General features: G+C 45.3%; 34 protein-coding genes. 16 read left to right on the top strand and 18 right to left on the bottom strand.

Features of this window, described 5'->3' with window-relative positions; translation table 11 throughout:
• Positions 1-14 precede the first annotated feature (14 nt).
• Positions 15-926 carry a diphthamide biosynthesis enzyme Dph2 gene (gene dph2 / locus PISL_RS02010; protein ID WP_011762148.1) on the bottom strand — a complete coding sequence of 304 codons (912 nt, stop codon included), beginning with the start codon at positions 924-926 and terminating at the stop codon, positions 15-17.
• Positions 913-2,727, bottom strand: coding sequence for a DNA topoisomerase (locus PISL_RS02005; protein WP_011762147.1), 1,815 nt, complete (start codon positions 2,725-2,727; stop codon positions 913-915). Before PISL_RS02005 ends, dph2 begins: the two co-directional genes overlap by 14 nt.
• Positions 2,728-2,795: 68 nt before the next feature.
• Between PISL_RS02005 and PISL_RS02000 the strand changes: the two genes are divergently transcribed.
• Complete coding sequence (locus PISL_RS02000) at positions 2,796-3,254, top strand: hypothetical protein (RefSeq protein ID WP_011762146.1); 459 nt, start codon at positions 2,796-2,798, stop codon at positions 3,252-3,254.
• On the opposite strand, the gene PISL_RS01995 is transcribed toward PISL_RS02000, so the two are convergent.
• Positions 3,226-4,968, bottom strand: a complete 1,743-nt coding sequence (locus PISL_RS01995) for an ATP-dependent DNA helicase (RefSeq protein WP_011762145.1) — start codon at positions 4,966-4,968, stop codon at positions 3,226-3,228. The two genes, PISL_RS02000 and PISL_RS01995, sit on opposite strands and share 29 nt — an antisense overlap.
• A gap of 32 nt (positions 4,969-5,000) precedes the next feature.
• Here PISL_RS01995 and PISL_RS01990 point away from each other — a divergent pair, with 32 nt between their 5' ends.
• A complete protein-coding gene (locus tag PISL_RS01990; RefSeq protein ID WP_011762144.1) occupies positions 5,001-6,161 on the top strand; it encodes a nicotinate phosphoribosyltransferase in 1,161 nt (386 codons plus the stop codon).
• Here PISL_RS01990 and PISL_RS01985 read toward each other — a convergent pair.
• Positions 6,150-7,235 carry a geranylgeranyl reductase family protein gene (locus PISL_RS01985; protein ID WP_053240531.1) on the bottom strand — a complete coding sequence of 362 codons (1,086 nt, stop codon included), beginning with the start codon at positions 7,233-7,235 and terminating at the stop codon, positions 6,150-6,152. The genes PISL_RS01990 and PISL_RS01985 overlap by 12 nt on opposite strands.
• A gap of 60 nt (positions 7,236-7,295) precedes the next feature.
• On the opposite strand from PISL_RS01985, the gene PISL_RS01980 reads away from it, so the two are divergent.
• On the top strand, positions 7,296-7,721 hold the full coding sequence (locus tag PISL_RS01980; protein WP_011762142.1) for a YkgJ family cysteine cluster protein: 426 nt from the start codon (positions 7,296-7,298) through the stop codon (positions 7,719-7,721).
• 322 nt (positions 7,722-8,043) lie between these two features.
• On the opposite strand, the gene PISL_RS01975 is transcribed toward PISL_RS01980, so the two are convergent.
• From PISL_RS01975 to PISL_RS01965, 3 genes are read right to left on the bottom strand one after another with little or no spacing between them, the layout of a single operon-like run.
• Positions 8,044-8,685: a 3,4-dihydroxy-2-butanone-4-phosphate synthase gene (locus PISL_RS01975; protein ID WP_011762141.1), complete on the bottom strand. Its 642-nt coding sequence runs from the start codon at positions 8,683-8,685 to the stop codon at positions 8,044-8,046.
• 39 nt (positions 8,686-8,724) lie between these two features.
• Positions 8,725-9,378, bottom strand: coding sequence for a 2,5-diamino-6-(ribosylamino)-4(3H)-pyrimidinone 5'-phosphate reductase (locus tag PISL_RS01970; protein ID WP_011762140.1), 654 nt, complete (start codon positions 9,376-9,378; stop codon positions 8,725-8,727).
• Positions 9,375-10,040: a GTP cyclohydrolase IIa gene (locus PISL_RS01965; RefSeq protein ID WP_011762139.1), complete on the bottom strand. Its 666-nt coding sequence runs from the start codon at positions 10,038-10,040 to the stop codon at positions 9,375-9,377. Before PISL_RS01965 ends, PISL_RS01970 begins: the two co-directional genes overlap by 4 nt.
• Before the next feature lie 88 nt (positions 10,041-10,128).
• On the opposite strand from PISL_RS01965, the gene PISL_RS01960 reads away from it, so the two are divergent.
• Complete coding sequence (locus PISL_RS01960) at positions 10,129-10,749, top strand: creatininase family protein (protein ID WP_011762138.1); 621 nt, start codon at positions 10,129-10,131, stop codon at positions 10,747-10,749.
• On the opposite strand, the gene PISL_RS01955 is transcribed toward PISL_RS01960, so the two are convergent.
• Positions 10,746-10,931, bottom strand: coding sequence for a hypothetical protein (locus tag PISL_RS01955; RefSeq protein ID WP_011762137.1), 186 nt, complete (start codon positions 10,929-10,931; stop codon positions 10,746-10,748). The genes PISL_RS01960 and PISL_RS01955 overlap by 4 nt on opposite strands.
• A 59-nt stretch (positions 10,932-10,990) precedes the next feature.
• On the opposite strand from PISL_RS01955, the gene PISL_RS01950 reads away from it, so the two are divergent.
• Positions 10,991-12,001, top strand: a complete 1,011-nt coding sequence (locus tag PISL_RS01950) for a histone deacetylase family protein (protein WP_011762136.1) — start codon at positions 10,991-10,993, stop codon at positions 11,999-12,001.
• Here the strand turns inward: PISL_RS01950 and PISL_RS01945 are convergent.
• Genes PISL_RS01945 through PISL_RS01935 form a run of 3 tightly spaced genes read right to left on the bottom strand, consistent with a single transcriptional unit; the run spans position 11,996 to position 14,679 of the window.
• Entirely contained in the window at positions 11,996-12,853 is an 858-nt protein-coding gene (locus tag PISL_RS01945) for a ribose-phosphate diphosphokinase (RefSeq protein WP_011762135.1), read from the bottom strand. The two genes, PISL_RS01950 and PISL_RS01945, sit on opposite strands and share 6 nt — an antisense overlap.
• Positions 12,854-12,881: 28 nt before the next feature.
• The gene (locus PISL_RS01940; protein WP_011762134.1) at positions 12,882-13,655 is read right to left on the bottom strand and encodes a class I SAM-dependent methyltransferase; all 774 of its coding nucleotides are present in this window, start codon (positions 13,653-13,655) and stop codon (positions 12,882-12,884) included.
• Positions 13,630-14,679 carry an L-threonylcarbamoyladenylate synthase gene (locus tag PISL_RS01935; protein ID WP_011762133.1) on the bottom strand — a complete coding sequence of 350 codons (1,050 nt, stop codon included), beginning with the start codon at positions 14,677-14,679 and terminating at the stop codon, positions 13,630-13,632. Before PISL_RS01935 ends, PISL_RS01940 begins: the two co-directional genes overlap by 26 nt.
• A gap of 46 nt (positions 14,680-14,725) precedes the next feature.
• On the opposite strand from PISL_RS01935, the gene PISL_RS01930 reads away from it, so the two are divergent.
• From PISL_RS01930 to PISL_RS01915, 4 genes are read left to right on the top strand one after another with little or no spacing between them, the layout of a single operon-like run.
• Positions 14,726-15,532, top strand: a complete 807-nt coding sequence (locus tag PISL_RS01930) for an NAD(P)-dependent oxidoreductase (RefSeq protein WP_011762132.1) — start codon at positions 14,726-14,728, stop codon at positions 15,530-15,532.
• Positions 15,529-15,783, top strand: coding sequence for a hypothetical protein (locus PISL_RS01925; RefSeq protein ID WP_011762131.1), 255 nt, complete (start codon positions 15,529-15,531; stop codon positions 15,781-15,783). The genes PISL_RS01930 and PISL_RS01925 overlap by 4 nt, the downstream gene beginning before the upstream one ends.
• Entirely contained in the window at positions 15,783-17,078 is a 1,296-nt protein-coding gene (gene asnS, locus PISL_RS01920) for an asparagine--tRNA ligase (RefSeq protein ID WP_011762130.1), read from the top strand. Before PISL_RS01925 ends, asnS begins: the two co-directional genes overlap by 1 nt.
• Entirely contained in the window at positions 17,053-17,625 is a 573-nt protein-coding gene (locus PISL_RS01915; protein WP_053240271.1) for an adenylate kinase family protein, read from the top strand. Before asnS ends, PISL_RS01915 begins: the two co-directional genes overlap by 26 nt.
• Here PISL_RS01915 and PISL_RS01910 read toward each other — a convergent pair.
• Genes PISL_RS01910 through PISL_RS01895 form a run of 4 tightly spaced genes read right to left on the bottom strand, consistent with a single transcriptional unit; the run spans position 17,603 to position 21,395 of the window.
• Positions 17,603-17,986 (bottom strand): hypothetical protein, encoded by a 384-nt coding sequence (locus PISL_RS01910; protein ID WP_011762128.1) that lies wholly within the window; start codon positions 17,984-17,986, stop codon positions 17,603-17,605. The genes PISL_RS01915 and PISL_RS01910 overlap by 23 nt on opposite strands.
• Before the next feature lie 29 nt (positions 17,987-18,015).
• Positions 18,016-19,017, bottom strand: coding sequence for a DUF354 domain-containing protein (locus PISL_RS01905; RefSeq protein ID WP_011762127.1), 1,002 nt, complete (start codon positions 19,015-19,017; stop codon positions 18,016-18,018).
• Entirely contained in the window at positions 19,010-20,722 is a 1,713-nt protein-coding gene (locus PISL_RS01900) for a glutamate--tRNA ligase (protein ID WP_011762126.1), read from the bottom strand. Before PISL_RS01900 ends, PISL_RS01905 begins: the two co-directional genes overlap by 8 nt.
• Positions 20,712-21,395 (bottom strand): nucleotidyltransferase family protein, encoded by a 684-nt coding sequence (locus PISL_RS01895; protein WP_011762125.1) that lies wholly within the window; start codon positions 21,393-21,395, stop codon positions 20,712-20,714. The genes PISL_RS01900 and PISL_RS01895 overlap by 11 nt, the downstream gene beginning before the upstream one ends.
• A 266-nt stretch (positions 21,396-21,661) precedes the next feature.
• Between PISL_RS01895 and PISL_RS01890 the strand changes: the two genes are divergently transcribed.
• From PISL_RS01890 to PISL_RS01865, 7 genes are all read left to right on the top strand, one after another.
• Positions 21,662-22,105: a transposase gene (locus tag PISL_RS01890; protein ID WP_209320003.1), complete on the top strand. Its 444-nt coding sequence runs from the start codon at positions 21,662-21,664 to the stop codon at positions 22,103-22,105.
• A gap of 314 nt (positions 22,106-22,419) precedes the next feature.
• Positions 22,420-22,632, top strand: a complete 213-nt coding sequence (locus tag PISL_RS01885; protein WP_011762123.1) for a hypothetical protein — start codon at positions 22,420-22,422, stop codon at positions 22,630-22,632.
• Positions 22,629-22,766, top strand: a complete 138-nt coding sequence (locus PISL_RS10540; protein WP_011762122.1) for a hypothetical protein — start codon at positions 22,629-22,631, stop codon at positions 22,764-22,766. The genes PISL_RS01885 and PISL_RS10540 overlap by 4 nt, the downstream gene beginning before the upstream one ends.
• Positions 22,763-23,188, top strand: coding sequence for a hypothetical protein (locus tag PISL_RS01880; protein ID WP_011762121.1), 426 nt, complete (start codon positions 22,763-22,765; stop codon positions 23,186-23,188). The genes PISL_RS10540 and PISL_RS01880 overlap by 4 nt, the downstream gene beginning before the upstream one ends.
• The gene (locus PISL_RS01875) at positions 23,185-23,514 is read left to right on the top strand and encodes a hypothetical protein (protein WP_011762120.1); all 330 of its coding nucleotides are present in this window, start codon (positions 23,185-23,187) and stop codon (positions 23,512-23,514) included. The genes PISL_RS01880 and PISL_RS01875 overlap by 4 nt, the downstream gene beginning before the upstream one ends.
• 27 nt (positions 23,515-23,541) lie before the next feature.
• On the top strand, positions 23,542-23,961 hold the full coding sequence (locus tag PISL_RS01870) for a CBS domain-containing protein (protein ID WP_011762119.1): 420 nt from the start codon (positions 23,542-23,544) through the stop codon (positions 23,959-23,961).
• The gene (locus tag PISL_RS01865; protein ID WP_011762118.1) at positions 23,958-24,476 is read left to right on the top strand and encodes a DUF309 domain-containing protein; all 519 of its coding nucleotides are present in this window, start codon (positions 23,958-23,960) and stop codon (positions 24,474-24,476) included. Before PISL_RS01870 ends, PISL_RS01865 begins: the two co-directional genes overlap by 4 nt.
• Here PISL_RS01865 and cobB read toward each other — a convergent pair.
• The 3 genes from cobB to PISL_RS10535 form a co-directional block, all read right to left on the bottom strand.
• Positions 24,457-25,221 (bottom strand): NAD-dependent protein deacetylase, encoded by a 765-nt coding sequence (gene cobB, locus PISL_RS01860; protein ID WP_053240270.1) that lies wholly within the window; start codon positions 25,219-25,221, stop codon positions 24,457-24,459. The two genes, PISL_RS01865 and cobB, sit on opposite strands and share 20 nt — an antisense overlap.
• Entirely contained in the window at positions 25,152-25,763 is a 612-nt protein-coding gene (locus PISL_RS01855) for a hypothetical protein (RefSeq protein ID WP_245218436.1), read from the bottom strand. Before PISL_RS01855 ends, cobB begins: the two co-directional genes overlap by 70 nt.
• A gap of 485 nt (positions 25,764-26,248) precedes the next feature.
• A complete protein-coding gene (locus PISL_RS10535) occupies positions 26,249-26,485 on the bottom strand; it encodes a hypothetical protein (protein ID WP_011762115.1) in 237 nt (78 codons plus the stop codon).
• Positions 26,486-26,519 lie beyond the last annotated feature (34 nt).

Genomic DNA, 26,519 nt, shown 5'->3' with positions numbered 1-26,519 from the left:
TTCTCTTCTCTCTGTTATATAAGCTTAATTGAAAGTCTTGGATCAATGACGCCTCTTTTATATTCATAGTAGTTCAAAATCGGTGTTTTGATTCTATCTATGTCATCTATACCTATACGTGGGCATGCGGTATTTACAACTAGGTCAAATTGTAAATCGTCAATATATTCCGGGGAGATCTCATCTAGTAGTACCATAACTAGTCCCCGCGACGAGAGTTCCAAAGCTTTGTCATCTTGTCTTTGGCCTGGCTTCGTAGTTAACAACACGGCGACACGCTTTGGCGTAGATATATGCGCGCGTGCCTTCAGTTTTATCAATCTCATAAACTCTGGCTCAATATCTTTGACCTCTCTGCGAAATGGATCTACTAGATAAACTGTTGTATCTGGGTAGAAGAATTTCAACGTAAGCGGGTAGAAAAGCCCTGTGGACACTACATATGCTACGTCGCCAGGTTGCTCTCCCACCCAACATCCCGTGACGGGGTCTCTAGCAATAGGAAACCCTGTCTCTTTGTGTATTACCTCTGCTATTTTCCTATAGGGCAGGGGGAAGTATATCTTTCCCACTTTCTCAAGCCTCGGGAGATCTGGAGGCGGCTTGTAGTACACAGGAATGAAGTAAATCTCTGTACCGTCGGTTTTAAATCTGTAAAAGTCTTGTTCTACTCTCTCTATTTCGCCGCCGAGATTTTTCTGTAGGAGATAAGCTACATTGGGGGGCACGCTATGTCCCAAGTGGAATATCTTCCTAAAGCGTGGGTCTGGTCTTATGTCGCACGCACCCCATACCGGTCTACCAGATACCGTCGCCCCAGTCTTACGGGCTATTTCCATCGCCACCCATTTAAAACCTGGTGGGGCCTCTATTAACGTGTCTGGCCCCGCCTTCCATACAAAAGGGTGTACCTCAATATGTTCCACTCCTTTCCCTAGCTTTAGAGTTTAAAACCGTTTCTAGGGCTCTTCTTATTTCATCTCTATGTTTCTTGAGATCATTGTAATACTTCTCAAATTCAGATTTTATCTCCTGAATTAACCTGTTGGGAGAAATGCCGTTTTTAACAATGCCCTGTATGGCTCTTTCTATTCTGGCGCGTACTGTGGGCTCTATAAGCTCCGGCGTATATTGAAACAACGTTATTGCCAGAGTCTCCCCGAGTTTTGTAGGTATGCATTTACCCTTTTGGAGCTTCATATAACCTCTCTTTATATTGGTATAGATGTGGTCTTGCATTGTGGCGTCTGTGCCTATGCCATATTTCTTCATTAAGGCGAGTAGCTCGGATTCTGACATCGGCGGAGGGGGCTCGGTTTCTCGCTCCACTACCTCCACTTTAATTGCATGTACTTCGTCGCCGACATATACACGTGGAAGAGGCCTATCAGATTGTCTCTCCCAGGGGTATATCCTCCAGTAGCCCTCGTCTATTGTCCTCTGGCCCTCTACCTCAAGCTGTATTTTTCCAAAATCTACGACAATCTTTTGTTTTTCAACTTGCGCCGGCGGGCTTAAAGTGGCCAAAAAGTGACGTACTACAAAGTCGTAAATTGCCCAAGCGTTATCGCCTATTTTTCCAAAGGTCTTATATATCTCGCTTTTTGTAGCTCCTTTTGTTGGATAGATGGGCGGATGTGCCCCATCGTCTGAATCTCCTCTAGTAGGCCTGAAACCACGTAGTAGAAGCTCTTCTACATACCGGCTATGCTCTCCCCTTATTAACTCTTGTAAAATCTCTCGTAAATTTAACGTTGGTGGATATATAGTTGTCTCTGTCCTAGGGTATGATATATACCCCGCGCGGTAGAGCTCTTCGGCTATGTCGAGAGTTTTCTTGGAGTTTATCCCAAGCCATCTGCTTGCTCTCCTTTCTAATTCTACGGTTTCTAGAGGTTCGGGAGGTTGTATATAATGTGGTCTATATATGGCGGCTTTTACAACACCGCGTTTAATTGTAGTCGCAACGGCCTCGGCCTCTTTCCTAGTTTTAAATCTAACATCAGCTGACATCTCGATTTTATAGCCTCTTATTTCAACGACGGCCTTAATTACATAGTATTTCTCAGGCTTGAAGTTTCTCCGTTGTAGCTCTCTGGTGACGACTATGCCGAGAACGGGGGTTTGACAAGGGCCGTAGCTCAAGAATTGGCCTTTCTCTAACAAATCTCTCACAGTCAGAGTTAGAAATCTCGTAAATACAGCACCAAGTGTTAGATCTATTTGCATTCTTGAAAAAACTTTCTCTACCTGTTTTAAATCGAGTTTTGTCGGATTTTGAAATGCTATTTTTATATCTTTATATGTGACAGCATTGAAACGTACTCTGTATATCTTTACATTTTTATTTACAAGTCTTACCACTAGTGCAACCTCATATGATATTGCTTCGCCTTCTGAATCGGCATCAAGAGCTAGGTAGACTTCTTCGGCTTTACGAGCTAGAGATCTAAGCGCTCTTACGTATTTAATAGCCTCTTCTCGGAGGACAAGTATGGGGCTTGTCTTAAAGAGCTCTTCTGGAGGTAGCCAACTCCACACGTTTTGTCTAGCTGTAAAATCGTAGTCCATGATATGGCCGCTGAGGCCAAGCGCCACGGCCTCTCTATTGCCATATAGAAACCTATAGGCAGATACTCCATAGATTTTTTCCACTTTATACGTCCCCCCTAGATATCTGGCGATTGCTTGAGCTACAGACCTCTTTTCAGCAACAATCAAAATCACATATCAAGACGCGTTGGCGTATTTAAGCAGTTGTAGAAACATTTATATAATGAGACATAGGGGAACGTATGGCCGTAGATGATAAGGAGCAAGAGAAGCCGCTTAGAAGACCACCTCCGCCACGGCCACCTCCTGTGCAGCCAATACCACCTCCTCCTCCGCCTCCCCCGCCTATACAGTATCAACAGCCAATCCCGCCGCCGCCTCCTCCGCCGGGCTATCCAATGCCATCAGCTACTGTTAGAACTCAGAGAACGACCCCCCCTCCGCCTCCTCCGCCGTTGGCCCCCCAACAAGAGACGCAGATAACTAAGAGACCTTTGAAGCAGGCAGAGAAGACTCAGCCGCTCCCCCTCGTTGGTATAATTATTGCAATGGTGGCGGCGTTAATGGGTGTCATCACTGCCGTATTCTCAGTATTTAATGAGACTTTGGGTATTTCTTTACTCGCTATTTCAATAGCCGGCACAAATGCTGCGATTATTATAATTGCTGTAGCTATTTGGCGACTTTTAACACGGAGGTGAAGAAGTGTATAATATTCTCTTTGGCCTCGCCTAGCTCGTTTACTATTAGAGAACCGCTTAATATATCTGAAAGACTACTCCATATGTCTGGTTCGGCATAGCGTCTATCTAAAAATATCAATACGCCTCTATCTCCAGGTCCTCTAAATAGCCGGCCTATTGCTTGTCTAACGGCGATAATTGCATAATAGAGGTACACAGAGTTCCACGCTTTTTCTCCCAGACGTGGCCTTAATGACTCTACTCTTTTTTCTAAATATGGCGACGGCTCAGGATATGGTACTCCGACTACTGCTACTGTACTGAGGAGGTTCTTTCCGTCTCGTACATACTCAACGCCTTCTGCATATCTACCTCTGGCCACTGCCCCTATGAAAAATCTATCTGGGAGATTATGTAAATCCACCTCCTGGCTCCCCTCGTACCAATGTGGTATTGAAATACTCAGGTACTTCCTAACGCCTTTTAATACCTCATATGAAGGAAACACCGCCAAGACCCCTCCGGGAGATATGTTGATTATATCGGCTATTCTCTGCGCTATTTTGACGTACATATCCTCGCTCCTTTCTGTAAATTTTGTCGTAACGCCCAAATCTACTATCGATAGATAGTTTTGACGTGGGATATACTCACTAAATGATATATCTATATGGCTGTATTTTATCAGACCTAGAGTTGTAGAAAAAAGCGATATCGGCAATGTCCCACTTATGTAAATAACGCTTTTTGCCTCTTTTAGCTTTTCTTTTACTAACGACGTGGGGTCAAGCGGTTGGAGAACTAAAACTTTTGTGGCATCTTCGCCGCGTATCTCAGAGAAGTATTTTATTCTGCTTTTCAACGCATTTTTTAACTCTCTAAGTAGTATCAACGGCGTATATGGATTTATCTTCTCATCTGTTTTCTTCTTTATAATTTCCCATATGGCGTTTTCTAGGTCTAAATCTTCGACGATGCCTAGGAGATCTCCTAAATCTACAACGCCCGACATTTTTCTAATAAATGTGAGTAAGGCATATATTTTGCTAGCTTCTTCTAAAAAGCCGTATTTTTTCGCCTCTCTATATGCGGATTTAACATCTGTTTCCGATACTTTAACTGTATATAAATGTATTACTGCATCAAATATAGAGTGTGCCTCATCTATTATTACAGCTCTATCTTTTAGATCTATATGTTCTCGTCCCAGTATATAGTAATAGGTAGAAATTATGAGTTTTGCACGATTTAGCCTAGCTTTTGCATATTCATAAGGACAACTATATGCAGTACAGAGAAACTTTATGTAGGCCGAGACGTTTTTTAAGGGAATGCTTACATCTCTTGGCGGATAGTATACACATTTGTCCATACTTTTGAGGAGATTACACTCTGCCAGAAACTCTAAGTAGTCGAGCTTCTTCAGTTGTTGGTAACAACACATGTCTTGTCTACTCTTGATAACTACATAGTCTAACTCCACTCCCCGCCTCATTATATTTGCCAACTCTCTCACGGGGGGCTCTAGCTCTGTCCTTGTTCTAACTGTATAGTGTACTACGCCGCCGGTTTCTAAGATATATTTCGCCGCGGCGCTTATAACTGCGGCTGTTTTGCCAAGACCTGTAGGTGCATTAATTAAAAGAGTCCCCCCAGTAAGTAAGGTAGTGTATGTTTTCTCATAGATCTCACGTTGGTAAGGCCTAAATTCCTCATATGGAAAAAGCTCCACAGTTTTAAAACTCGGCAATACCTTTATCTTTAATGTTTCATGTAGCTTCTCCTCAAGACATTTCGTTGGGTAGGACTGCAGATGTATATTTTCTCAGGACAGTTGAAGTTTTAAAAAACGCCGGTCTTTCTGACGTAAGAGTAAGAGCCGAGTTTCACGTAGCGTCTCTCCCAAGGGGGTATAAATGGGCGTTGTTTACTGGCTTAAAGGAGGTTCTAGAGTTGTTAAAAAATAGAAAGGTCACTGTATACGCTCTGCCGGAGGGGACGGCCTTTTATGAAAACGAGCCTGTAATGGTAATAGAGGGCCCATATTTAGAGTTTGCAATATTAGAGACGGCAATTTTAGGAATTTTACGTCATTACTCAAGTATATCTACTAAAGCTGCGCGTATTAAGAAATTAGCTGGCGATAAAACATGTCTTTTCTTTGGCGCCAGAGCTTTGCATCCAGCTGTTCAACCTATGGCCGACCGAGCCGCCTATATAGGCGGTTGCGACGGCGTGGCTACAGTACTAGGGGCTGAAATGATTGGAATCAAACCGTCGGGCACAATGCCCCACGCCCTAATGATAATCTTTAGGGCGTTGATGGGAGATCACACACTTGCTTGGCTATGGTTTGATAAGACAATGCCTCAAGACGTACCCCGTATTATACTTGTAGACACGTTTTTAGACGAGAGAGAGGAGGCCTTGATAGCCGCTAGGTTGTTGGGAAACCGGCTCTATGGCGTTAGGTTAGACACGCCGGGTAGCAGACGTGGGAACATAAGGCGTATTGTAGAGGAGGTGAGGTGGACTCTAGACCTACATGGGTATAAAGATGTCAAGATTTTCGTCAGCGGAGGGTTAGACGAGTCTCAGATAGCGATGTTAAGAGATGTAGCTGATGGATTTGGTGTCGGCACATCAATCGCCTTTCCGCCTTCTGTAGACTTATCTATGGATATTGTGGAGGTTGAGGTAGAGGGGAGGTGGGTTCCAATTACCAAAAGGGGCAAACTCCCTGGTTTTAAGCAGATATATAAGTGTGGGTCTAGACATGTAGTTGTGCGGTGGGATGAGCCGCCGCCATGTGGAGAACCTCTATTAATTAAGTGGATAGAAGATGGAAAACTTATGAGAGGTATCCCCAGCGATATAGAGATTAGGGAGTATGTGTTGAGACAGTTGAAAGAATTAGAGCTTTAGCCGTCTTTCCACAGGTTTTAGCGTTAGGCTATAGGTTGCTTCGCCTGTGTACACTCTCGAATATAACTCAACCAACCGCCTACCTAATAGTTTAACTACCCATCTCCTTGCGCCGAGGGTTCTCGCCATATGTGAAAGCCATCTTGTCTTTTTAACTTCTTCTACATATGGCTTAGCTAGTTCGCTATATATGTCAAAAGTCCATTTCTCATTGCCATATATCTTAAGCGCAGTATATGCCGCTACTGCTGCCAAGGCTCCAGTTGCTATAGCGTAATAGATGCCTTCTCCTGTTGTGGCGTCGACAAAACCCGCCGCCTCTCCTGCAAGTATTACATTTCGCCTCCCCAAGCCGGCTATGTAGCCTAGAGATATTGGGTGGCCTAGTACTGGGCCTGGCTTATAGCCTTCTTTCTCTGCATATTCAACAACCAACTTTCTGAGGTCTAGCCATTTACCCCACCCCACACCTGCGCCGATATTAGCGCCTTGGTCTAAGGGGAAAATCCAAGCGTAGCCAACTCTCCCAGTATTGTTTACCACGGCGTCAAAGTCTATCACACATATATCGGAAGTAGGCCCTTTGGCGATTGTCACATATGCGATGGCGTGGCTTTTCTCACCGCGGAAATTTCTTACGCCTATAGATTTTGCCACTACGCTTGTCGAGCCGTCGGCGCCTATTATAACTCTGCCCTGGTATTCGCCAGCTCTACCAACTACACCTCCCTCTCTTACGCCTAATATATGGTCTTTTATAAAATCTACGCCGCTTTGTTTAAGTATGGCGTAATCGAAGTCCGGCCTTCTGGTGATAAGTATAGGCTCTTTTTTTAACACATGGCGATAGCCTGCCGCTCTAGTCTCTATACTTTTACAAGAGCCATATACAGGATACTCTATGCCAAGTCTCTCCAATAGTTTCCACGTACGTGGCGTTAGCCCCCCTCCACAAGGCTTTTCGCGCGGCGGTTGCGCCCTATCTATTACCAACGTCTTTAGCCCGAGTCTTCTTGCCATTAACGCAGCCGTAGAGCCGGCGGGCCCAGCTCCTACTATTATAACGTCATATATCACATTGTCGCTGTTTTTATTTCAAAAAATATTTTTTCCACTGTTGGAGAGTCGTAAACAATGTGGGAAGACGCCAGTTGGTTTGAGGTAAAATTTCGCTGTATTAAATGTGGCATCTGTTGTATAGGTACTGAAATGGAGCTCCTTGTCGAAGATATACTGCGGATAACATCAAAGGGCTATAAGTTAGAGGATTTTGCAGAGGAGCGCGACGGCGTATATAGGCTGAAAAACGTGAATGGCCACTGTGTATTCTACGACCCAGACACCAAGATGTGTAAGATATACGACATAAGGCCCATCGGCTGTCGTTTATATCCACTTATTTTCGACGGAGAGAAAGTAGATATAGATAGGACATGTCCAGTTTGGTATACAGTTTCAAAAAGTGAGGTTAAACGTTTAGCTCCATATGTTATCGAGTTTGTTAAGGAGACTAAATTAACAAAGATAAAGCTTAGACTTCGTAGACACTTTAAGCCATAAAACAAAGAACATAAGCCAAGGTTGAGACAGTAAAGATAGAGTATATTACGTGACATTAAAGAGACAACGGCCGAGACTTCCGCGGTGGAAACCCCGCATGAGCAGGAAGCGGTTGCTGTGAATACAGGCAGAAGACTTAAATACATGTACACGCCCCTCCCTAAATGAGGGGCTCTGCTCCGAAGACGCTCGCGGAGGGCCGCGCGCCGTCCAGCCCCATGCCCGATGACCCCACGCCGGAGGCATCATAGATGCCCGTGAAGGCGTGGGCAAGGAGAAAGTCCCTAGGCATAACGGCCTAGGGACAGACGGGTCGTGGAACTTAAGCTAAAGGTCTAATTTCCCTACTTGTGACAAGAGGTATCCCCAGTATAGATGCCAACTCTTTAGCCTCTTCTAGTGGCATAGCTTCTTGATAATCGCCTAACGCCTCTATTATAGCCAAAGCCGGAGGTATCCCGGCCGCGTTGGCTAATATAAGCGCAAGCTCTGTATGCCCCCATCTTGTTCCAACTCTGCCGCCGAGAATCGGCACATGGCCGGGAAGGTAGAAGTTCTTTCTAAACTCTTCATAAGCCGCATCGGGGTCTCTAAGAGCTAGCTCTACAATTCTGGCTAGCTCTCTTATAGTCAACGCCTTATCTGCATCTCTTACGCCAGTTTTAGTCTTGATGTGATTTACATATCCCATAAACGCTGGATTATCGCCATATGGCGCCTTAGTAACATAGCCTCTTCTTCCGTAATATTCGCTTAGGAATTCTAAGCCTAGGGTTCTCCCCACTTTTTCAGTAGTAACAAAACACAGCAGTCCCCCGGCGTTTTTACGCAACCATCGCACTAACGACGGAGTTATAGCGTCGCCACGTATGACAAAATCTACTTCGTTTTCTCTCTCATCTCCGTCGTATATCATAACTATGCGTCCCTCTCTTAAAGCCTTAATGGCCTCCTCAATTGGCATAAGTAAACTTTTGTCACTGCTAATATACTTTTCTGTAAACTAATGTTTACAAGATACGTGGTATTTCAACACTACCTCTTGGCCGCATTCACAAAGCTTTATAGAATGTAGCGTAAGAGCAAACGGCGTATCTTCAGTAGTGGCAAATCCGGCCCCCTCTACTAGGGAGACCCCTCTTCCAAATACATATGGCGTTACAGTTAGAATTATTTCATCGACAAGACACTTGGAGAGAAATTCCCAATTCGTCCTGCCGCCCCCCTCTAGTAACACTTTCCTCACTCCCTGTTTATATAACGTATCTAACACATAAGCGGGGTCGACTGTTTCGCCTTCCGTTATATAGATCTTCACACCACGTTTTTGCAGCTCATGTATCTTGTCTTGCGGCGCTTTATGTGTAGTAAATACAACAGTCGGCGCCGAGGAGTCGAATATACGGAGCGTGAGGGGGGCGCGAAGCGCCCCGTCTATCAATACACGCATCGGGTTTTTTCCCTCGACATACCTCACTGTTAGCCTAGGGTTGTCTACAATGGCGGTATTTGCCCCCACTATTATTGCGTCTACACTAGCCCTTATCGAATGAAGTCTTTTTAAATCGTATGGACATGACAAACGTGAATATCCTGTATAACTAGCTATCCTACCGTCTATCGTAGTTGCGGCAACTAGATAGACGTATGGTCTCATTTCACTATTTTTATCCCCTCTCTATTTGTTGACCGGAGGTAGTCAAGACCTCTAGTTGCTTTGACAAACGCGTTGTATGGTTTTTTCGCCACGCCGACGCCCACTCTAACTCTTGTATCTATATTTCTTACAATTTCGTTGATTACATCAGGCGTTGGCAAGAAGAGAGCTGTGTTATCTCCACCTAGGTAAAAAACTAGACATCCATATTCTTTACACACATCTAAAAGTGTGTCTATCAACCTTACTATGTGTGAATATACGTCTAACGGACCGTTGAGTTTTGTAGTCTTGGTACTATTTACAATATCCATATGGGCTACGATAGAGAAACTTGTAGCTTCTACCTCTTTACCTCTGCAGTTTAGATACGCGCTGTAGGGAGTGTCGCCTGTTCCTATACAGAAGTCTATAGGTACTGGGGAGTGTCTCGCTATTTTTGCAACAGCCGACTCTACAGCTGCACTACTTATGTTGTTAACAAGCGCTATAAAAAAGTCGTATCTAAAATGATGGGGCAGGGCCCCCACTGTGGTAAAACTTTTCCAAAGCGTCGCGTGTAGCTTGGCTTGAATCTGTTGGATTATATGTTCCCTACGGGGGCCCAAGCTTTCTGTCCACTCTCTATATCCTTTGAGCTCAATCACTGCGATGCCGTGCACATGGTGGTAAACTACCGATCATATAAATACTTGTGTATTGTAAACTTTAGTTTACGGCGAAGAGAATAAATGAACAAAATCTCTGTGTGTGGTCTGTATATTGCCAATAGGTTCATATGAACAACACGGCCCCCACCTCCCCCCTACTGTTGATACAGAGATAGCGCAATATATAGCGTTGAAATTAGCTGAAAAAATTACGGCACAGGTACTACCTCCGATTTGGTATACCTGTAGCGACGAACATCGTGCGTTTCCAAATACAATTTCTGTAAGGTGCCGAAGTCTCATACCATACCTAGAGGATGTGCTTAGATCTGCAGTAGAGAAATGTGGCAAGGTAGTAGCTGTGGTAGGCCACGGCGGAGTGTGGGAAGCCGTTAGTCTCTTGGTGCAACAATTAAACTACGAGCTGGGGCCCCGGGTATTAGCCATAAAAGTTTGGTCGTACATCTTTGTAAGAGATCACGCAGGTAGTGACGAAACTAGTATATATCTTGCAATAGGCGGAAAACTAACAGGCGATTTAGTCGACATATGCGAGGGGGACATCTCCCTATTCGGAAAGATGTCTGTAGATAAATTTTCGAAAAGCGGCATCGTTGGCTGTCTCAAATCTGGAGAAGTCTCAGCCGAAAGGGGGAGAAGGATGTTGGAAGACGCCCTAGGGAGGATTTTAAAAAAAGTAGAGGAGTTTCTCAAAGTTTAGCTATTGCATTTCTTCATAGCTTCAGCTAACTCTTGTATGGCCTTAGTCAACTCCTTAAGTCCAGCTATTTGAATAGTGACAGTAGTGACGTCGTTGCCTTCATCATTTTCCTTCAGTTCAGAAAGAATTTTCTCTAAATCGTCTTCCTCCTCTTCTTTCTTCTTTCTTTTCAAAATAGACACATTTTATACAACTTTTAAATCTAACTGAAGGCTTAAATAATGTCTTATCTGATAGACTTATGCTTGTGTATTATTCGCCAATATTTAAAAAACACACGCCGCCGTTTAGACATCCAGAGGCGCCAGATAGACTAGACCACTTGTTAGAGGGGGCTCGGGAGGCCGGGGCCGAGATAAAGGAGCCCGTTATGCGCGAAGACGTCTGGCACATTATAGAGTCTATACACGACAAGAGCTATGTAGAGCTAGTACGTAGACTTTGTAGAGAAGGACATGCCGAAATCGACGGCGATACATACATATCAAGCGGTACATGCGATGCCGCAGCGTTAGCCGTGTCCGCGATTATAAACGCAGTGGAGAGAAAAGAGACGGCGTTAATTGCGGCAAGACCGCCGGGTCACCACGCCGGGGTTGCCGGTAGAGCTCTCTCTGCGCCAAGTCAAGGGTTTTGTATCTTTAATACAGCTGCTATAGGCGCACTTTATGGAGAAGAGGGAGTAGCCGTATTAGACATAGACGTACATCACGGTAATGGCACACAGGAAATACTATATGACAGAGATCTGTTGTATATCTCTACACATCAACATCCGCTCACGCTCTACCCAGGCACGGGATATCCCGAAGAGGTGGGAGAGGGCAAGGGGGAGGGCTACAATATAAATATCCCACTGCCGCCTCATACTGGCGACGATGTGTACATCAAAGTAATTGACGAGATTATAACATCTGTGTTGAGACAATACAACCCTCGTCTTGTGATAATCTCACTAGGTTGGGATGCGCATAAGGAAGATCCCCTAGCCGATATGAAACTATCGCTTAAAAGCTATCTCTACGTCTTTGAAACAGTATTACGTCTACAGAAGCCTGTAATATTTCTACTTGAAGGCGGCTACAACCGTGAGGTGATAAGAAGAGGTACAAAAGCTCTCATTAGACTAGCAGACGCTGGGGAGTTTGCCCCAGGCGAAAGCCAAACTTCTACAGACGTACACACCTTAGAGAAGTTTGAAGAAATTATAAAGGAGGTCAAGAGCTACGTCGGCCGATATTGGAGATTATAGGAGACGCTCCAACTCTCTTCTCAAAATAGGGCCAGTCCTCACTTCTGCAAATTCATTAGGTATACTGTCGGTACATATTAAGCGGTCAACACACCCCCTCACTTTTTCTCTAGCATCTCTAAGAAGTTGGCAATGGGTTACTGCGGCATATACTTTATTTGCGCCAAGCGCCCGCGCAGATTTACAAGCGTCTACTAAAGTGCCCCCTGTCGATAATATATCGTCGACAATGGCGACGTTTTTACCCTTGAGATTAACATCATAGCGTGGGACAAGTGTGATGCTTCCAGTGTCTCTATCTCTATACTTCTCGAAGTATGTATATGACACCCCCAATATTTTTGCTATAGCCTCAGCACGGTAGACAGAGCCAAAATCTGGGCTTAGTACTATGTCTACGTCTTTAAGTCTTTCAGCAAACTCTACGGCTGGGTATATATTTCTTGTAGTAATACGCGGTACGTACTCGGCAATGTAAGGCTTGTGTAGATCCAGCGTAATAATAGCGAAGACGGGGTAATTAGCCAACAGCTTGAGAATAGTCTTAGAACTGATCGGCTCTCCTGTTCTAAACCTCCTATCTTGTCTGGCATATGGGAAATATGGCGTTAGCAAAACCACTTTACGCACGCCTATATCGCTAAGCGCGTCAAGCGCTAAAACCAATTTAATTATGTTGTCATTGACGCTGGGATAGAGCCGAAGGACAAGTGCGACTTCTGGACCTGTCTCTGGGAGACGAATTAAGACCTCGCCATCTGGAAAAACCCGCTCTTCTACCTGTTTTACCACTCCCACTTTCTCTAACTCTGTTACGAGGTCGACCGCGTTTTGAAAAGCTAAGATATCCATAAGTTAGAAAACCGACGTGAGTTTTAAGCTATACATTCCATACGACAGCTTCTTTTAACGCCCTTGATATACCGCCGGTTTTTACAGCGATTACGATAAGCCTATCTGCGTGTCTATCATATTTTTCGCCGTTGAAACCGCCATAAATATCTTCAATGGAGAAGCCGACTGTTGAAAACATTACACGTAACTCGCCAAGGCTGTATAAAGTAAGCTCGAGTACTCTCTCGCCGACATACTGCCCGCTCTTGTATATATGTCTCACCTCTCTAATACGTGAGGTAAGAGGGTTGTAATATGCCGTACTTAAGACTCTATAGGGGCCTGCCGAGATCCAGAAGTTCCACACCTCGCCTAGAGAGTGGTATATGTCTTCAATCTTCTCCTTATTTGCTACGTCGATTAACAGCCGTCCGCCTTGTTTTAATATGCCAGAGAGCCAAGTTAAAATCTCTACTTCTGTCTCAACGCCAAACATGCCAAATGTAGAGTGCATTATATACGCCCCGTGAAAAGCTCCTTTTCTAAACGGGAGGCTTCTTACATCTGCCTGTACAACATCTCCATGTTTTTTCGCAATCTCTAGATACTTCAGGTTTATATCTACGCCAACTACAGTATCTTTAGGCATATACGCCATATGTCTCCCATGTCCGCAAGCGACATCTAATACTCTCATGCCGGGCTCAATACGGAGGGCGCGTTGTATAAATAACGCCTCAGTTTTTGACTCCCACTCGCCTTTATAATGTTGTATAAAATCGAGATATATATCGTCAAAAAACTGGCTGAGCCAGTCCATACTTTAACAATTGGCCTAGGTTAAAAGCCTCTCTATGCCCAGAAGCTTTTCTAAGCCTATTCATAATAGCGAGACCAATGCCTGTCTCTTCAACAGCAGGTACAACTCCAATATCTACAGAAAATCTATCTAACTCTCTAAGAGATCTATAGAGGTTTTTAGCAACTTCGTATAAATCATCGCCCATTTTTATTACAACATCTGCATTAGTACACCGGCCAGTTGCACATAACACAGCTACTTTAAGCCCTTTAGACCTTAGCGTTTCAACTGCCAGAGAGAGGTCAAAATGGACTATTACAAGCGGCGTATTTGGCGCATAATGTTTATACTTCATGCCGGGGGCTAACGCCACATCTGTTTCAATAAGCCCGCGGGCGACGGGTGGTATCTCCACAGGCCCAAAATACTTCTCAAGCTCCTCAACTGTAAAGGGGCCTGGGCGGAGGAGGATAGGCGGTTTTCTAGTAACATCTATAATTGTCGATTCGACACCGAAAAACGTAGGCCCCCCGTCTATAATTACGTCGACTTCGCCATTTAAATCCTCGACGACATGTTCTGCAGTCGTCGGGCTGGGCCTCCCCGCCTTATTTGCGCTAGGGCCTGCTATAGGAGCTTCTAACTCTTTTATTATTGCCAGAGGTATGGGATGTGCCGGCGCTCTGACTGCGACAGTATCTAAGCCGGCGGTTACACAACGTGAGACGGCCCCTCTAGACTTCATTACAAGTGTTATCGGGCCGGGCCATATGCGCCTGAGTACGTCTACAATTTCCTCTGGAATATAGGCGATTTGTGCGGCCATTTCTACCGAGTCTACGTGGACAATCAAGGGATTGTCGGGGGGTCTCTCCTTGGCTTTAAAAACCTTGGCGCACCCCCCATCGCTATATGCATGTGTAAAAAGGCCGTAGACAGTCTCTGTGGGCGCCGCCACTATGCCCCCTCTTTTTAACACCTCGGCGGCAAATCTAATTACGTCGGCGTCTGGCTTAAGGGGATCTGTACGTAGTAAAAGCACAGTAGCAGAGGGATGTAGAAATATAAACTTGTACAGTCCCCGCCATATGGATATAACTATTATTGGCATGGGAAATATGGGTAAGGCGTTTGCAAAACGCGCTGCATCGCTAGGCTATAATGTATATTGGTGGAATAGAACTAGAGAGAAGGTTAAAGACGCGCCTGGCAAAGCTATAAACAAGCCAGAGGAGGCAAGAGGATTTGTGGCTATTTTTGTCGCGGACGATACCGCTCTCTTCAACGTGCTCCCAAATATCGGCGGTGATTACATAGCGCTTTGTGGCACATATTCTATCGGTGCTGTTAAAAAAGCGGTGGAGACGCTAGGAGAAAAGAGAGTTTTTGCCATGCCGGTAGTAGGCAGTCCGCGCAATGTGGAAGGGGGAGACGCTATATATATCGTAGGCGCCCCCGATGAGTTATATATAAAACTCAGGCCGACGCTTGAGAAATTTGGCACGTTGTTTTACGTTGGAGATAACGTAAAAGCCACTGCTCTTAAACTAGCCTTTAATTCTCTACTGATTTCTACAGTGGCTACATTAGGCGAGTCTCTTTCTCTGGCTGTTAAATACGGCATTAAACCCGAGGTGTTTAAAGAACTTTTGTCTATGACTGTGTTTAAAGAAGTGGCGGCGCGTTATATTGATAGAATGTTAGGCAGCGGACAACCGACGTTTACTATTAGAAATGCTGCAAAAGATATGCGCTACGCCGCCACTGCCGCAGGCGAGGCTGAGTCCGGGTCAGTAGCCATAAGCGGAGTCAAGGCGCTATACGAACTTTTAACTGCACTGGGGTACGGAGATGAAGACTATGTAAAAGCCGGATATCTCGCAGGCAGAAAATGAATGTGTGGGATTACCTCGTTGTACTTATAACATCCCTGTTAGTATTGCTGTTCTTTATGTACATGTTCTGGAGAGTGACAGCGACTAGAGACAGAGAGAGACCAGCAGAGATATTTACATTAGTTCGTTGCGGCGACGGGACTGAAAAAAAGAGACGTTACCAAGAGGGAGACTACGTGGGAAAACAGACCGCCGAATGTGAGGGCGGGGTCATAATTGGAATTTTTAAAGAAGCTCCTCTACAGACGTGATGGAGGTGTTTAAGAAAGCCATTCCAATATCTGAGGCTATAAAGCTCAGCACCGGATACGTTACAGTTAGAGGCTGGGTGTATCGGAAAAGGGTGTTAAAAGAGAAGGTGTTTGTAGTGCTTAGAGACTCGACAGGAATTATACAACTTGTCTTTCCGAGAGATCGGTTTAAAATAGCCGAAGAGCTCAATATAGAGTCCTCTATTGTGGTAAGTGGGTTGTTGGTAAAAGAGCCGAGAGCTCCTGGAGGCGTAGAATTGCACGTTGAAAGCATAGATTGGGTTTATATAGGAGAGCCGTATCCAATAAATGAAGATGCCGTAACTGCAGATAGCGAATATCTATTAGACGTGAGACATTTATGGCTTAGAAGTAGAAAAATGCAAGCAGTCCTGAAAATTAGACATACAGTATTTGAGGCGTTACACCACTACTTTAGAAAAAACGGTTTCTATGAAGTACAAGCCCCCATGTTTATAACTGCTGCAGTAGAAGGAGGTGCGACGCTCTTTAGAGTAGATTACTTTGGACGGCCGGTATATTTAACACAAAGCTCACAATTTTATCTAGAGGCCCTCATATATAGTCTTGAAAAAGTATATACAATAGCGCCTAGTTTTAGAGCTGAGCCTTCTAGAACGAGAAGACATCTCACAGAGTTTTGGCATGCAGAAATGGAGATGGCGTGGGCAAGTATGGAAGACGCCGCGCGCGTAGGCGAGGAAGTCATAAGTTATACAGTCGAAAAAGTCTTACAGGAGAGGGGAGAAGAGCTTAAGCTCTTGGGACGTAAGACTGAAGCGTTAGAAAAGGCCAAGCCGCCGTTTTATAGAGTTAGTTACGATGAGGCAATAGAGATTTTGAGAAAAAAAGGCTTGAATATAAATTGGGGCGACGACATAGGTGCGGACGAAGAAAGAGCGTTAACGCTAGAGTTTGACAAGCCGATTATTTTGTATGGATTTCCTGAAAAACTAAAGGCTTTCTACCATAGAAATAATCCCCAAAGGCCTGAAGTGACGCTAAGTTTTGACGTACTTCTGCCAGAGGGCTATGGAGAAGTTATTGGCGGCGGCGAGAGGATTTATGACGCAAAGGAACTTATAGATAAAATAATACGGTTCGGGCTAAACCCTGAGGATTACCAATGGTATATCGACCTACGGCGGTATGGCTCAGTTCCACACTCAGGCTTTGGCCTTGGCGTTGACCGCCTAGTTATGTGGATTACGGGCGCGGATCATATAAGAGATGTAGTGCCGTTTCCACGTGACATCAGAAGGACAAAGCCCTAAGGCCCTAATTACAGGCACGCCGGGAGTTGGAAAAACTAGCCAGTGTAGAAAACTTGCGGCGTATTTCTCGACGTGGTGCATATCTGTGGGAGAGTTGTTGATAAATACGCCATATGTGAAATATATCCCAGAGCTAGATACATACGAAATAGTGGATTTAGAAGGGGCAAAGGAGGTCGTATATAAAGCGACAAGGCCTGGAAGCATCATAGATACACACGTAGTAGAAGTGTCTCCAGATCCAGAAATTGTTATAGTGTTGCGCAAAGCGCCAGACGTCCTTTTCAAAGAGTTGTTAAACAGGGGGTGGCCTCTTAAGAAGGTAGTGGATAATGTTTGGGCCGAGATTTTAGACATAGTTTATACATCTGCTAGTGAAAGATGGCATAGAGTATTCCAGATAGATGTAACATTAAGAAGCCCAGAGGAGACATTTGAGGTATTAAAACGATGTATAACTAAGCGGTGTAGAAGCGACAGAGTAGATTGGCTTGAATATTCAGAGAAGACGGGATTTTTAGAGTTTATCGAACGTCTGTCTCGCTAGCGCTCTTTTTAACAGCTTTCCTCTCTATTAGTATAAGAAGTTTCCAACCTTGTTGCGTTAATTTCTTAAGCACAGTCCCCATGGTACTTTTTGGAGATATCAGGATGGCATAATATACAATTCCCCCGTAGGTGTAGAACCTAGCTATATACCTCCTCCCCATTGTATCTTCAAGTGTTATATCTAAGACATACATTTCCTTTAGTTTTGGCATAATTCCGATGAGATCATTTTGTATCATCTCAAGTTCCTCAGCGTATTTAGCAAGTTTTGTATCAGTTTCTCTAAGACCCGCAATTTTAAGGTCTAGAAAAGTTACGCCGTAGTCGCGGCCCACCTTAAGCAGAGCGACAGCTCTCATTGATTGTCGTTACGTTGAGACTTTTAAATCTAATTCTCACGAAGTGAAACAACTTCGGTGGCAGTTTCCAATATTAGAGGGGTGGGGTCTTCAAATTTTGGCGGTGAAGTCCTTCCAATTTTTAACATCTCCTCAACTGCAACAAGACAACTCTCTAGATCTCTACATCTAAATAGAGGCGCGCCTCTATCTCTTATGTATCTGTCTAAATAGTAGTCACCTGGGAAATACGAGAGAGCCGGCACGCCTAGGAGAGCTGCTTCAGTCGCCATAGTTGCGCCGCCTGTCACAACGCCTGCGGAGAAATAGGCTAGTTGTAAATGGTCAACAGCCTCCGTCAAGTTAAAAACTCCGTTTATAATTTGATCCGAATATCTAGGCACATTTACTATAACGTAGCCCCTCTTTCTAAACTCTTCCACAAGTCTCATTCTTATTGTGGCGGTGTTCCACAGATAGTAAGACGCATGTTCTTCCTCAGGTCTAAAAACTACGTATTCGCCTCTCCTAAGCCCCAGTCTCTTGATAACCTCCTCATTAGGCGCAAATTTAGAAATCCACATATATTCAAACACACCATCAAATGTCACAACACGCCTTGGGCAATACGACTTCCAAATTTCCTGAGGTATGGCGGCAGGCGCTATCAACACTTCGGAAAGCGGTATGACAAGCCTATTCACATGACTTGCATGAGGAGTATCATTCATCACAATAACTGGCTTACCAAGTCCAAATACCACTCGGGCTAGGTCTGGAGAGGGAAAGCTAAGCATGCCATCTACGTCTTTTACATACTCCACAAGCTCTCTCTGTCTCTCCAAGCCATAGACCAGTTTTTCATATGGCGTAACTCCATACCTACCTATACATACGTAAGGAACTCCATATATTCTAAGTATATCAGCTAAATGGAAATAGTTACGACATGTAATAACAACGTTGATACCACGTCTACTCCCCTCTTGGTATAAAACAGCAGCAATCCTTGCTTGTTTAGGCGTGAGGGCGTCAAATATTAACTTAATCATGAACGTAGACAAAAGCCGAAGGCCCCACCTTTTTTAAGAAGCCATATCTCATAAATTGGACATAGGCGCCGGTCTCTACTTTCTCAAGAGCGCTCTCTCCAAGCCCTATTTCTTCTACCTTTTTCCCCACGGCCACAGGCTTTACGACATGTATTTCGATGGGCTCATAAACCCATTGGATTATAGGTGCGCCCACCTTCCTAGCCTCGTCAATGCCAACACTGTGTAAACGGCCATGGGCAACGCCGTTTTCTACGGCTATGATTTCGACGTTGGCAAGCTCCATCAGTCTGACGACAGCTCCAGGCTTTATATCTTGCCTAGGTACAAACAGCTCTATTGTACCTGGCCCAAACTTATAGATCCTCTCTCCACGCTCTCTAAAACTTGGGTGTAGAGGTATTTTTGCTAAAAGCTCTCTATCAGATTTAAACACGAGTTTGATAGGGTCTGCCACATACATATACCTATTTGCTATCGGCTCTATCCTCTTTCTATTAAGAGCAAAGAGGTTAGACAGCGCTATAGTTGAATCAGATGGTTTTACTCCCACCGTGAGTATAAGCTCCCAGATGGCCTCGGGGAGAATACCTCTGTTTCTCAAACCTGCGAGAGTCGGCAGACTTATGTCGTCGTATCTAACGCCAAGCGCCTTTAGCTTAGATTTACTAAGAGAAGCTCCCTCAATCTTAAGTCTCCCAAAGTGTATAGTGACAGGCTGCTCCCAGCCAAAGTGTTTAAAGATGTAAGACTGTTTTATTGTATTCACGCTGTGTTCCTGTGCCCTAAGCACATGGGTGATGCCCATTAAATGATCGTCTATAGAAACAGCAAAGTTATACGTAGGCCAGACGATATACTTATCCCCAACCAGAGGGTGGGGTGTTTTAGACGTATCAATTATCCTAAACGCAACCCAGTCTCGCACACTTGGGTCTGGGTGCGACAGATCGGTCTTTATCCTCACCACCGCCTCTCCCTCTTTAAAACGGCCTTCCAACATCCTATCCCACAGCTCTAAGTTCTCCTCTGGACTTTGTTCTCTATGTGGACAAGCTCTACCGGCGTTTCTCAACTTTCTCCACTCCTCGGGGCGGCAGAGGTCAACATACGCAGCTCCCTTTTCCAATAGTTTTTTGATATGTTCATAGTAGATTTCCATTCTCATAGACTGTATATACTCCTCGTCCCATTTGATGCCAAGCCACTTGAGGTCTTCCCGTATGGTTTCGTAGGCATTAATTTCGCTGGTTACAAGCGGCTTTTTCGTTCGGGGGTCGGTATCTTCAAACCGTAGTATGAACTTACCGCCGTATTTTAGTCTATATGCGTAGTTTAAAATAGCAGGTCTAGCGCTACCTAAGTGAAGCACAAAGTCCGGATTAGGCGCAAAACGTACAACCACGCCGCCTTTTACATTAGGCAGCTCTGCCAAATTTTCAATGCCTGGCCTCTTTTGTTCAACTCTCCTCTCCTCTAAAGTCTCAGGCCACCTCTCCCGTAGCAACCTAAGTTGTTCCTCTAGAGACATAGAATTTACCCTAGCCACAACGGCCTCTACCATACTCTTCACCTCTCTAGCCTTCGGCCGGAGCTCTGGCACTTCGGCCATGATTTTTGACATAACAGCTTTAACATCTGCCTTACCTCCGTATTTAACGGCGTTAGCTAAGGCGTATTTTAAAACTAGCTCTTCAAGATTCATTAGTAAAATACTTATCTACTTCTTCTAAGTCTTTTAGACTATCTACAGAACGCCAAAAGACATCTCTAAATACAATAGCCTTAAGACGTCTCTGTTGCGCCAGCGAGGGGAAGAGAGTCTCCTCTATATTCCCCCTGTCTGGCAACTCCGACAGCACTTTTTTCCTTAGAGCATAAACGCCTGCGTTAATATAAAAGCCCTCTAACAGCGGCTTTTCTCTAAACCTAGAGATATAGCCGTTAGAGTCAAACTCAACAATGCCGTAGGGACTTCTGAGAGGCACAAGCGCAATTGCCCCATCTGCGTTCTCTAGAGCTTCAACAACTCTATCTACAGGCAGGTTAGTCAACACGTCGCCGTTCACTACTATAAATACATCGTCTGTTAGATAGGGAGCGGCGTTTTTTATAGCGCCCCCAGTGCCGAGGGGCTCCTCCTCAACACTGTAGAAGAGACGAACGCCGTATTTACGCCCATCTCCCAGAGCCTCAAAGATCTTATGCCTTAGGTAACCCACGGCCAGTATAATATCGACAATTCCATATCTCCTAAGCCATTCGATCTGTCTCACAAGAATAGGCTTTCCGCCAACTGGCAACAGCGGCTTAGGTAATTCGTTTGTCAGTGGCGCAAGCCGTTTTCCAAACCCACCGGCTAAAATCACAGCTTGCATAGAAAAGAAGTTTTCCCAGGTTAAAATCTGTTAGCCGAGAGGAGTATACAAAGCGGTGTGGGATTCCTTGTCAAACTCCTCTGTCGTGAGCTTTGGCTCCTCTAGTCACGTAGCCTCCTTAAGCAATCTCTTGACGTATCCCTCTACGGTTGAGTGCATCCCCGTGGCGATGTCTAGGATTTCCGGTCTCTCCCACTAGGCGCCAAAGCACTCTGACCTTTCTGTGGCGAGGGAGTCGGGGGAGACTTCACGAGGAGATAAGTAGGTTGGAAGAACGGGCCGCAAGGGAGACGGGCCCCGTCAGAAGGAGGCGGCTTGAGGAGAGGACGCGCCACCTCAAGTCCAAGCGGTTTAGGAAGATAGGGGGCGTTGTGACGCAGATCGCCGGAGAGATCGTCAAGTTGGCAATGGAGTACAAAGCCGCCGTAGTCGTCGACAAGATAGAAGACGAGAGCTATTGGGAGTTGAGGGAGGGCGACGGAGACGGAGAGAAGAAGCACCTCCTCGACGGGCTAGGCCAATTGCGGAAAAGGTTACAAGAGCTCGCACAGTGGTACGGGTTGCCGTATCTAGAGTTGTATTCAACAGTCTGTTTGAGATACGGCGCGAAGCTACAGGAGTTGAAGAACAGGAAGACGACATGCCCCTCCTACAGCTTCAACGACCACAAAGACAATATACCGTCGATATGGGCCAAGAGGAGATATTAGAAACTCTTAGAGAAAGCCATAATGACTCGTTTCCCTCGCCTCCGTCTCGACAACTATCTAGATTTTCTCTTCAGAAAACTTTCTCTCTCATGAACGACATCCCCCGGCCTAGGGTCTGGCATACCGCGGTGACGAACGCAAGCCCCAATGACCCAGCCCCCTTGTCTGCGGTTGCTAAACGGCGGCTGCGGACGGGTCTCGAGCCCTCTCGGAGAGGGCCGACGCCGCATAAGGGGGCTGGGATTCCTAACTCCAGAGCGACAAAGACTTGATACTTTAAAGTAAAATATATAAATACGCCAGAGGGTGCAGATATGATTTTACATACGTCGCAACTCCATATTATAGAAGATGTGGAATCTATCCTAGAGAGATATAAGGTAAAGCCAGTTGCTATAAGAGGCTCCAGGGTAAATTTTTACTGGCCTCCGCAGCCGACTGGAGTGCCGTTGAATATACTACGATATTTTCCGCCAGATATGTATGTTGTATTTAGGGGCAGAAATACGCTCATAGTTGTGCCATGAGAACGCTCCAGAAGAAAAAAGTTGCAGAGCTACAGATAGACCCACGTATAAAAGAGGTGTTGTTAAAGGTGCTTGGTCCAAACGAAGAAGTGTACATAGAAATAGCTGGCGGTAAGACAAGGATAATAATATGATCGTAGTAAGCTCAACAAATATTGAGAAGCTCATCTGGCATTTAAGGTCGCTTGTGCCACAGATAGAATCAACGCCGATATTACTAGCACGCCGACAAGTTGGCAACTACACAATAGGCCTCGGCACCCTCGGTTATATTTACACAGCGCTCTCTTCTGTCTTAGAAACACTTGTTGAAGCTGACAAAATGGCTGAAGATCTCAAGTTAAGAGATTACACAGTGGTGATAGGGCCGGACGAGAGCTATATAACGCCGGCCTCTCTTCCAGAGGTAATACCTACGCTTCCACAACCTAGAGAAATCCCGCCGTTGCCAAGAGAAGAGACTAGACTCAACACATTTGGATGCCACGACCTTACGCCAGGCATGGTTAAATTCTGTGTCGACAACGTAGAGATAGCGTACTACCTTTCGAGATGATATTAATTACGCTGTCTGAGCTAGAGACGTTGTTGACGTCAATTAGAGAATACGCCGAGAAGTATAGAACAAATAGACTAGCTCTAGAGGCGTTAGAAGAGAGGTGGCTGAAGTTTCAAGAGCTTGCCTTTGCCTTTGGCATCGATTTAAAACCTGCAGAGGGTGTCGAGTTTTATGCCGGCGGACCCCTACCAGACAATGCAGACTTCATAAGAAGATTAGACAGACTGATATCTACAGTTAGAAAGATGAGAGAGGTCTACGGAGATGTAAAAGTAATAGTGGATCTAGACCTCTCTGTGAGAAAAATGCTAGTAAAGATATAGTTAAATAGAGGGGACAAGACAGAATTTATGCCACTGTTAAAACGTAGAGAGCTCCCACTCAGAGTGTCAGATGTAATGGTGAGAAACGTAATTACTGCGAAAAAAGACGACAAAATAAAAGACATAGCTATAAAAATGTATGAAAACAAAGTTGGTAGTGTAGTTATAGTAGATGAAGAGGGAAAACCCGTGGGCATAATTACGGAAAGAGATCTAGTGTATGTAGTAGCCCGGTCTCTAGCGCCGGATACGCCAGCCTGGATGGTAATGACAGAGAATCCAATAGTAATCAGAGAAGACGCTCTAATTACAGAGGCGATGGAAAAAATGCGTGTGCAAAATATTAGACATCTCCCCGTGGTAGATACATCGGGAAGACTTGTTGGAATGTTATCATTTAGAGACGTAGTAGATTTTGTTGTTATGTTATTCTCACTGGCTAAATGAGGTATCTAATAATAGCGGAGAACCCAGGCTATCTTCCGTCTCATAGAGAGTTTCTAATTAAGCAGCTGAGGGCGTCTCTCCCAGTTATAACTATAAGAGTTGCGTCATCGCATGTAGAAGTTGATGTTAAAACCGACGATTTAGAAACGGCCGTGGTTGAGGTAGAGAGGAAAATAGGCAGAGTTCTAGACGTCATAGATATAACATTTGAAGAAGTCGGTGGAGACGTTGAGAAATACGTAGAGCTTTTTAATAAAGAGAGATTTTGGGAGGCGCATAACGTACTAGAGGGCGTCTGGAGAAAAACTAGAGAGCCGACGTTACAAGGCTTAATAATGTTGGCCGCATCATTTGTAAAACTCCAGGAGGGTCAGCTGGACAAATTTGAGAGGTTGATAAAAGAAGCGATACAGCTGTTAGAAAAAGACGTAGGTTGTATAAAAATTAGAAAACTCCGCAAGAAAGTAGAAAAGGCTCTTGTAGAAAAGAAGCCGTTTAAAATAGAATGTCTTTAACCTTCTCCACGAGCTTGGGCAAGATCTCTTCGACTTTACCCCGCAGCACATAGTCTGCGAAAAAATCGTAATAAGTCTCGTCGGCATTTACAACCACGAGTTTTGCACCTCTTTTCTTAGCGACTACCGGCAGTTGATTTGCAGGATATACAGCTAGCGAAGTCCCCGCTGCGATAAATACGTCAGACATCTCGGCTAGCATAAGAGCCTCTCTTAGTGCACTCTGTGGAAGAGGCTCTCCAAAGAATACTACATCAGGCTTAAGAACTCCTCCACATTTGGGACACCTAGGCGCCCCGCTGCTACGCCACTTTAATACTTCTCTAAGTGGATATCTAGCACCGCATTTAACACATACGGCGTCTCTGAGCGCGCCGTGGAGCTCAATTACATTCCTACTGCCAGCGGCTTGATGTAACATGTCTACGTTTTGTGTAATCACAGCACACAATTTGCCGATTTTTTCCAGCTCGGCTAAAGCATAATGGGCGGGATTAGGCTTTACATCAAAGGCGGGGAGAAAGAACTCGATAAAGAGATCCCAAACCTCATCTGGATTTCTATAGAAGTATTCTATGTCGAATTTCTCAGGGTCTATTTTCTTCCAAATGCCCTGAGGCCCTCGGAAGTCTGGAATGCCGCTTGCTGTAGAAACCCCTGCGCCTGTGAGCGCCACTACACAGTCCGACTTTGCGATAAGTGCGGCAACTTCGTCGATGTCTTCAGTTGAGAAATCCACTTCCATACGCTATATAACCAGTAGAAGTATAAAAAACCTATTGTAATGACACTAAGCACGATATAAAACGTGGCGCTAGAGGGTCTAAAAGTGCCGACTCCCGTTGCGACTTTAACGATGTATATATCCCGTGTAAAAACCTCAATCAAGTAGGCCCAAGCAACTATCCAGACTGCCACTAGAAGAAGAAGCCCCAAGACAAGCGCCCCCAAGCCCATCAACTTTGTAAAATCTATCTGTTCCACATTTCTGTCTGCAAGAATTTCAAATTGATGTACTAGAAACAGAGCAATTGGTTGTGACGATACACCCGAGATTACAAAAAGCCAGATGGCAACGACGTATTCGCCGCCGAGCCACACGCCGCCGAGCTTATCCCAATACATATCTCTGATATTAAGCAACTCCCGGTAGGCTTTAGTGAGTGTAATTCCCACAAGAACAGTGGAAATAGCGCCAGCCGCAGCTGAAGCCGCAGACATGCCCGCGAGCCCAAAGCCTATAGAGACAACATAAGACGCCAAGGCGAGGTAAACCCACAGAAGCACGTTTTTAAAAGCGGTCATATATTTAAACTTGGTGAGGAGGAGGAACCCCTCTGACTAGTGACGATGTCGTTGCTCGCCGACTATAAAAGTCGGCGGGACAACATCGTTACATCCCCCTTCCCCGGCGCCGACTCTCCCTAGGGGTTTGACCCACTCGTGACTGCGCTAGGGCGATCGCGGACAGAGAGGAGCCAGGTCACTAGGGCTGGCGGCGCTCCCAGCCGCTAGACTCCAGGGCCGGGCCTTCGACTCCGGCGGCCTCCCGAAGAGGATCGGGAGCCGTAAGGGGGCACTATTAAATTCTACCTCAACGAGGAATTTAATCTACACCGCCTCAAAAATCTCGAAGAGCTACCGATATCGGAGTCACAAAATAGTCAGCGGACGAAAGATAGAACAACCCAAGGCGTGAGGACGGGTGTGCCGCTACCTCCCTTTGTGGCTATCGCAGTGGTACAGCACCAATGCAGAATTGCCACACAGCCCTAACTACCCAACATATCCCAGACACCAGGCGGTAATATCACACATCTACGGTGGTCTAACACATCTATGTAGGACACCACACAGCCGCCAGCCGTAAGGGCGAAGGGGTTTCCAACACCGCGAACCCCAGTAAACACAAGAGAACAATCCTTAGACTCCACAACGCCGACTGGCAACGGATACGGCGCAACACCGGGGAATTTCTCTAGGATTACGGCGTCTTTCGGGATTCCCAACTCGTCGAGAGCCTTGGCTAGCTCTCTGATGACG

The organism is Pyrobaculum islandicum DSM 4184 (genome assembly GCF_000015205.1).
Classification (GTDB): domain Archaea; phylum Thermoproteota; class Thermoprotei; order Thermoproteales; family Thermoproteaceae; genus Pyrobaculum; species Pyrobaculum islandicum.
The sequence above is the reverse complement of the archived record's forward strand: the minus strand, read 5'-3'. Positions and strand labels throughout refer to the sequence as shown.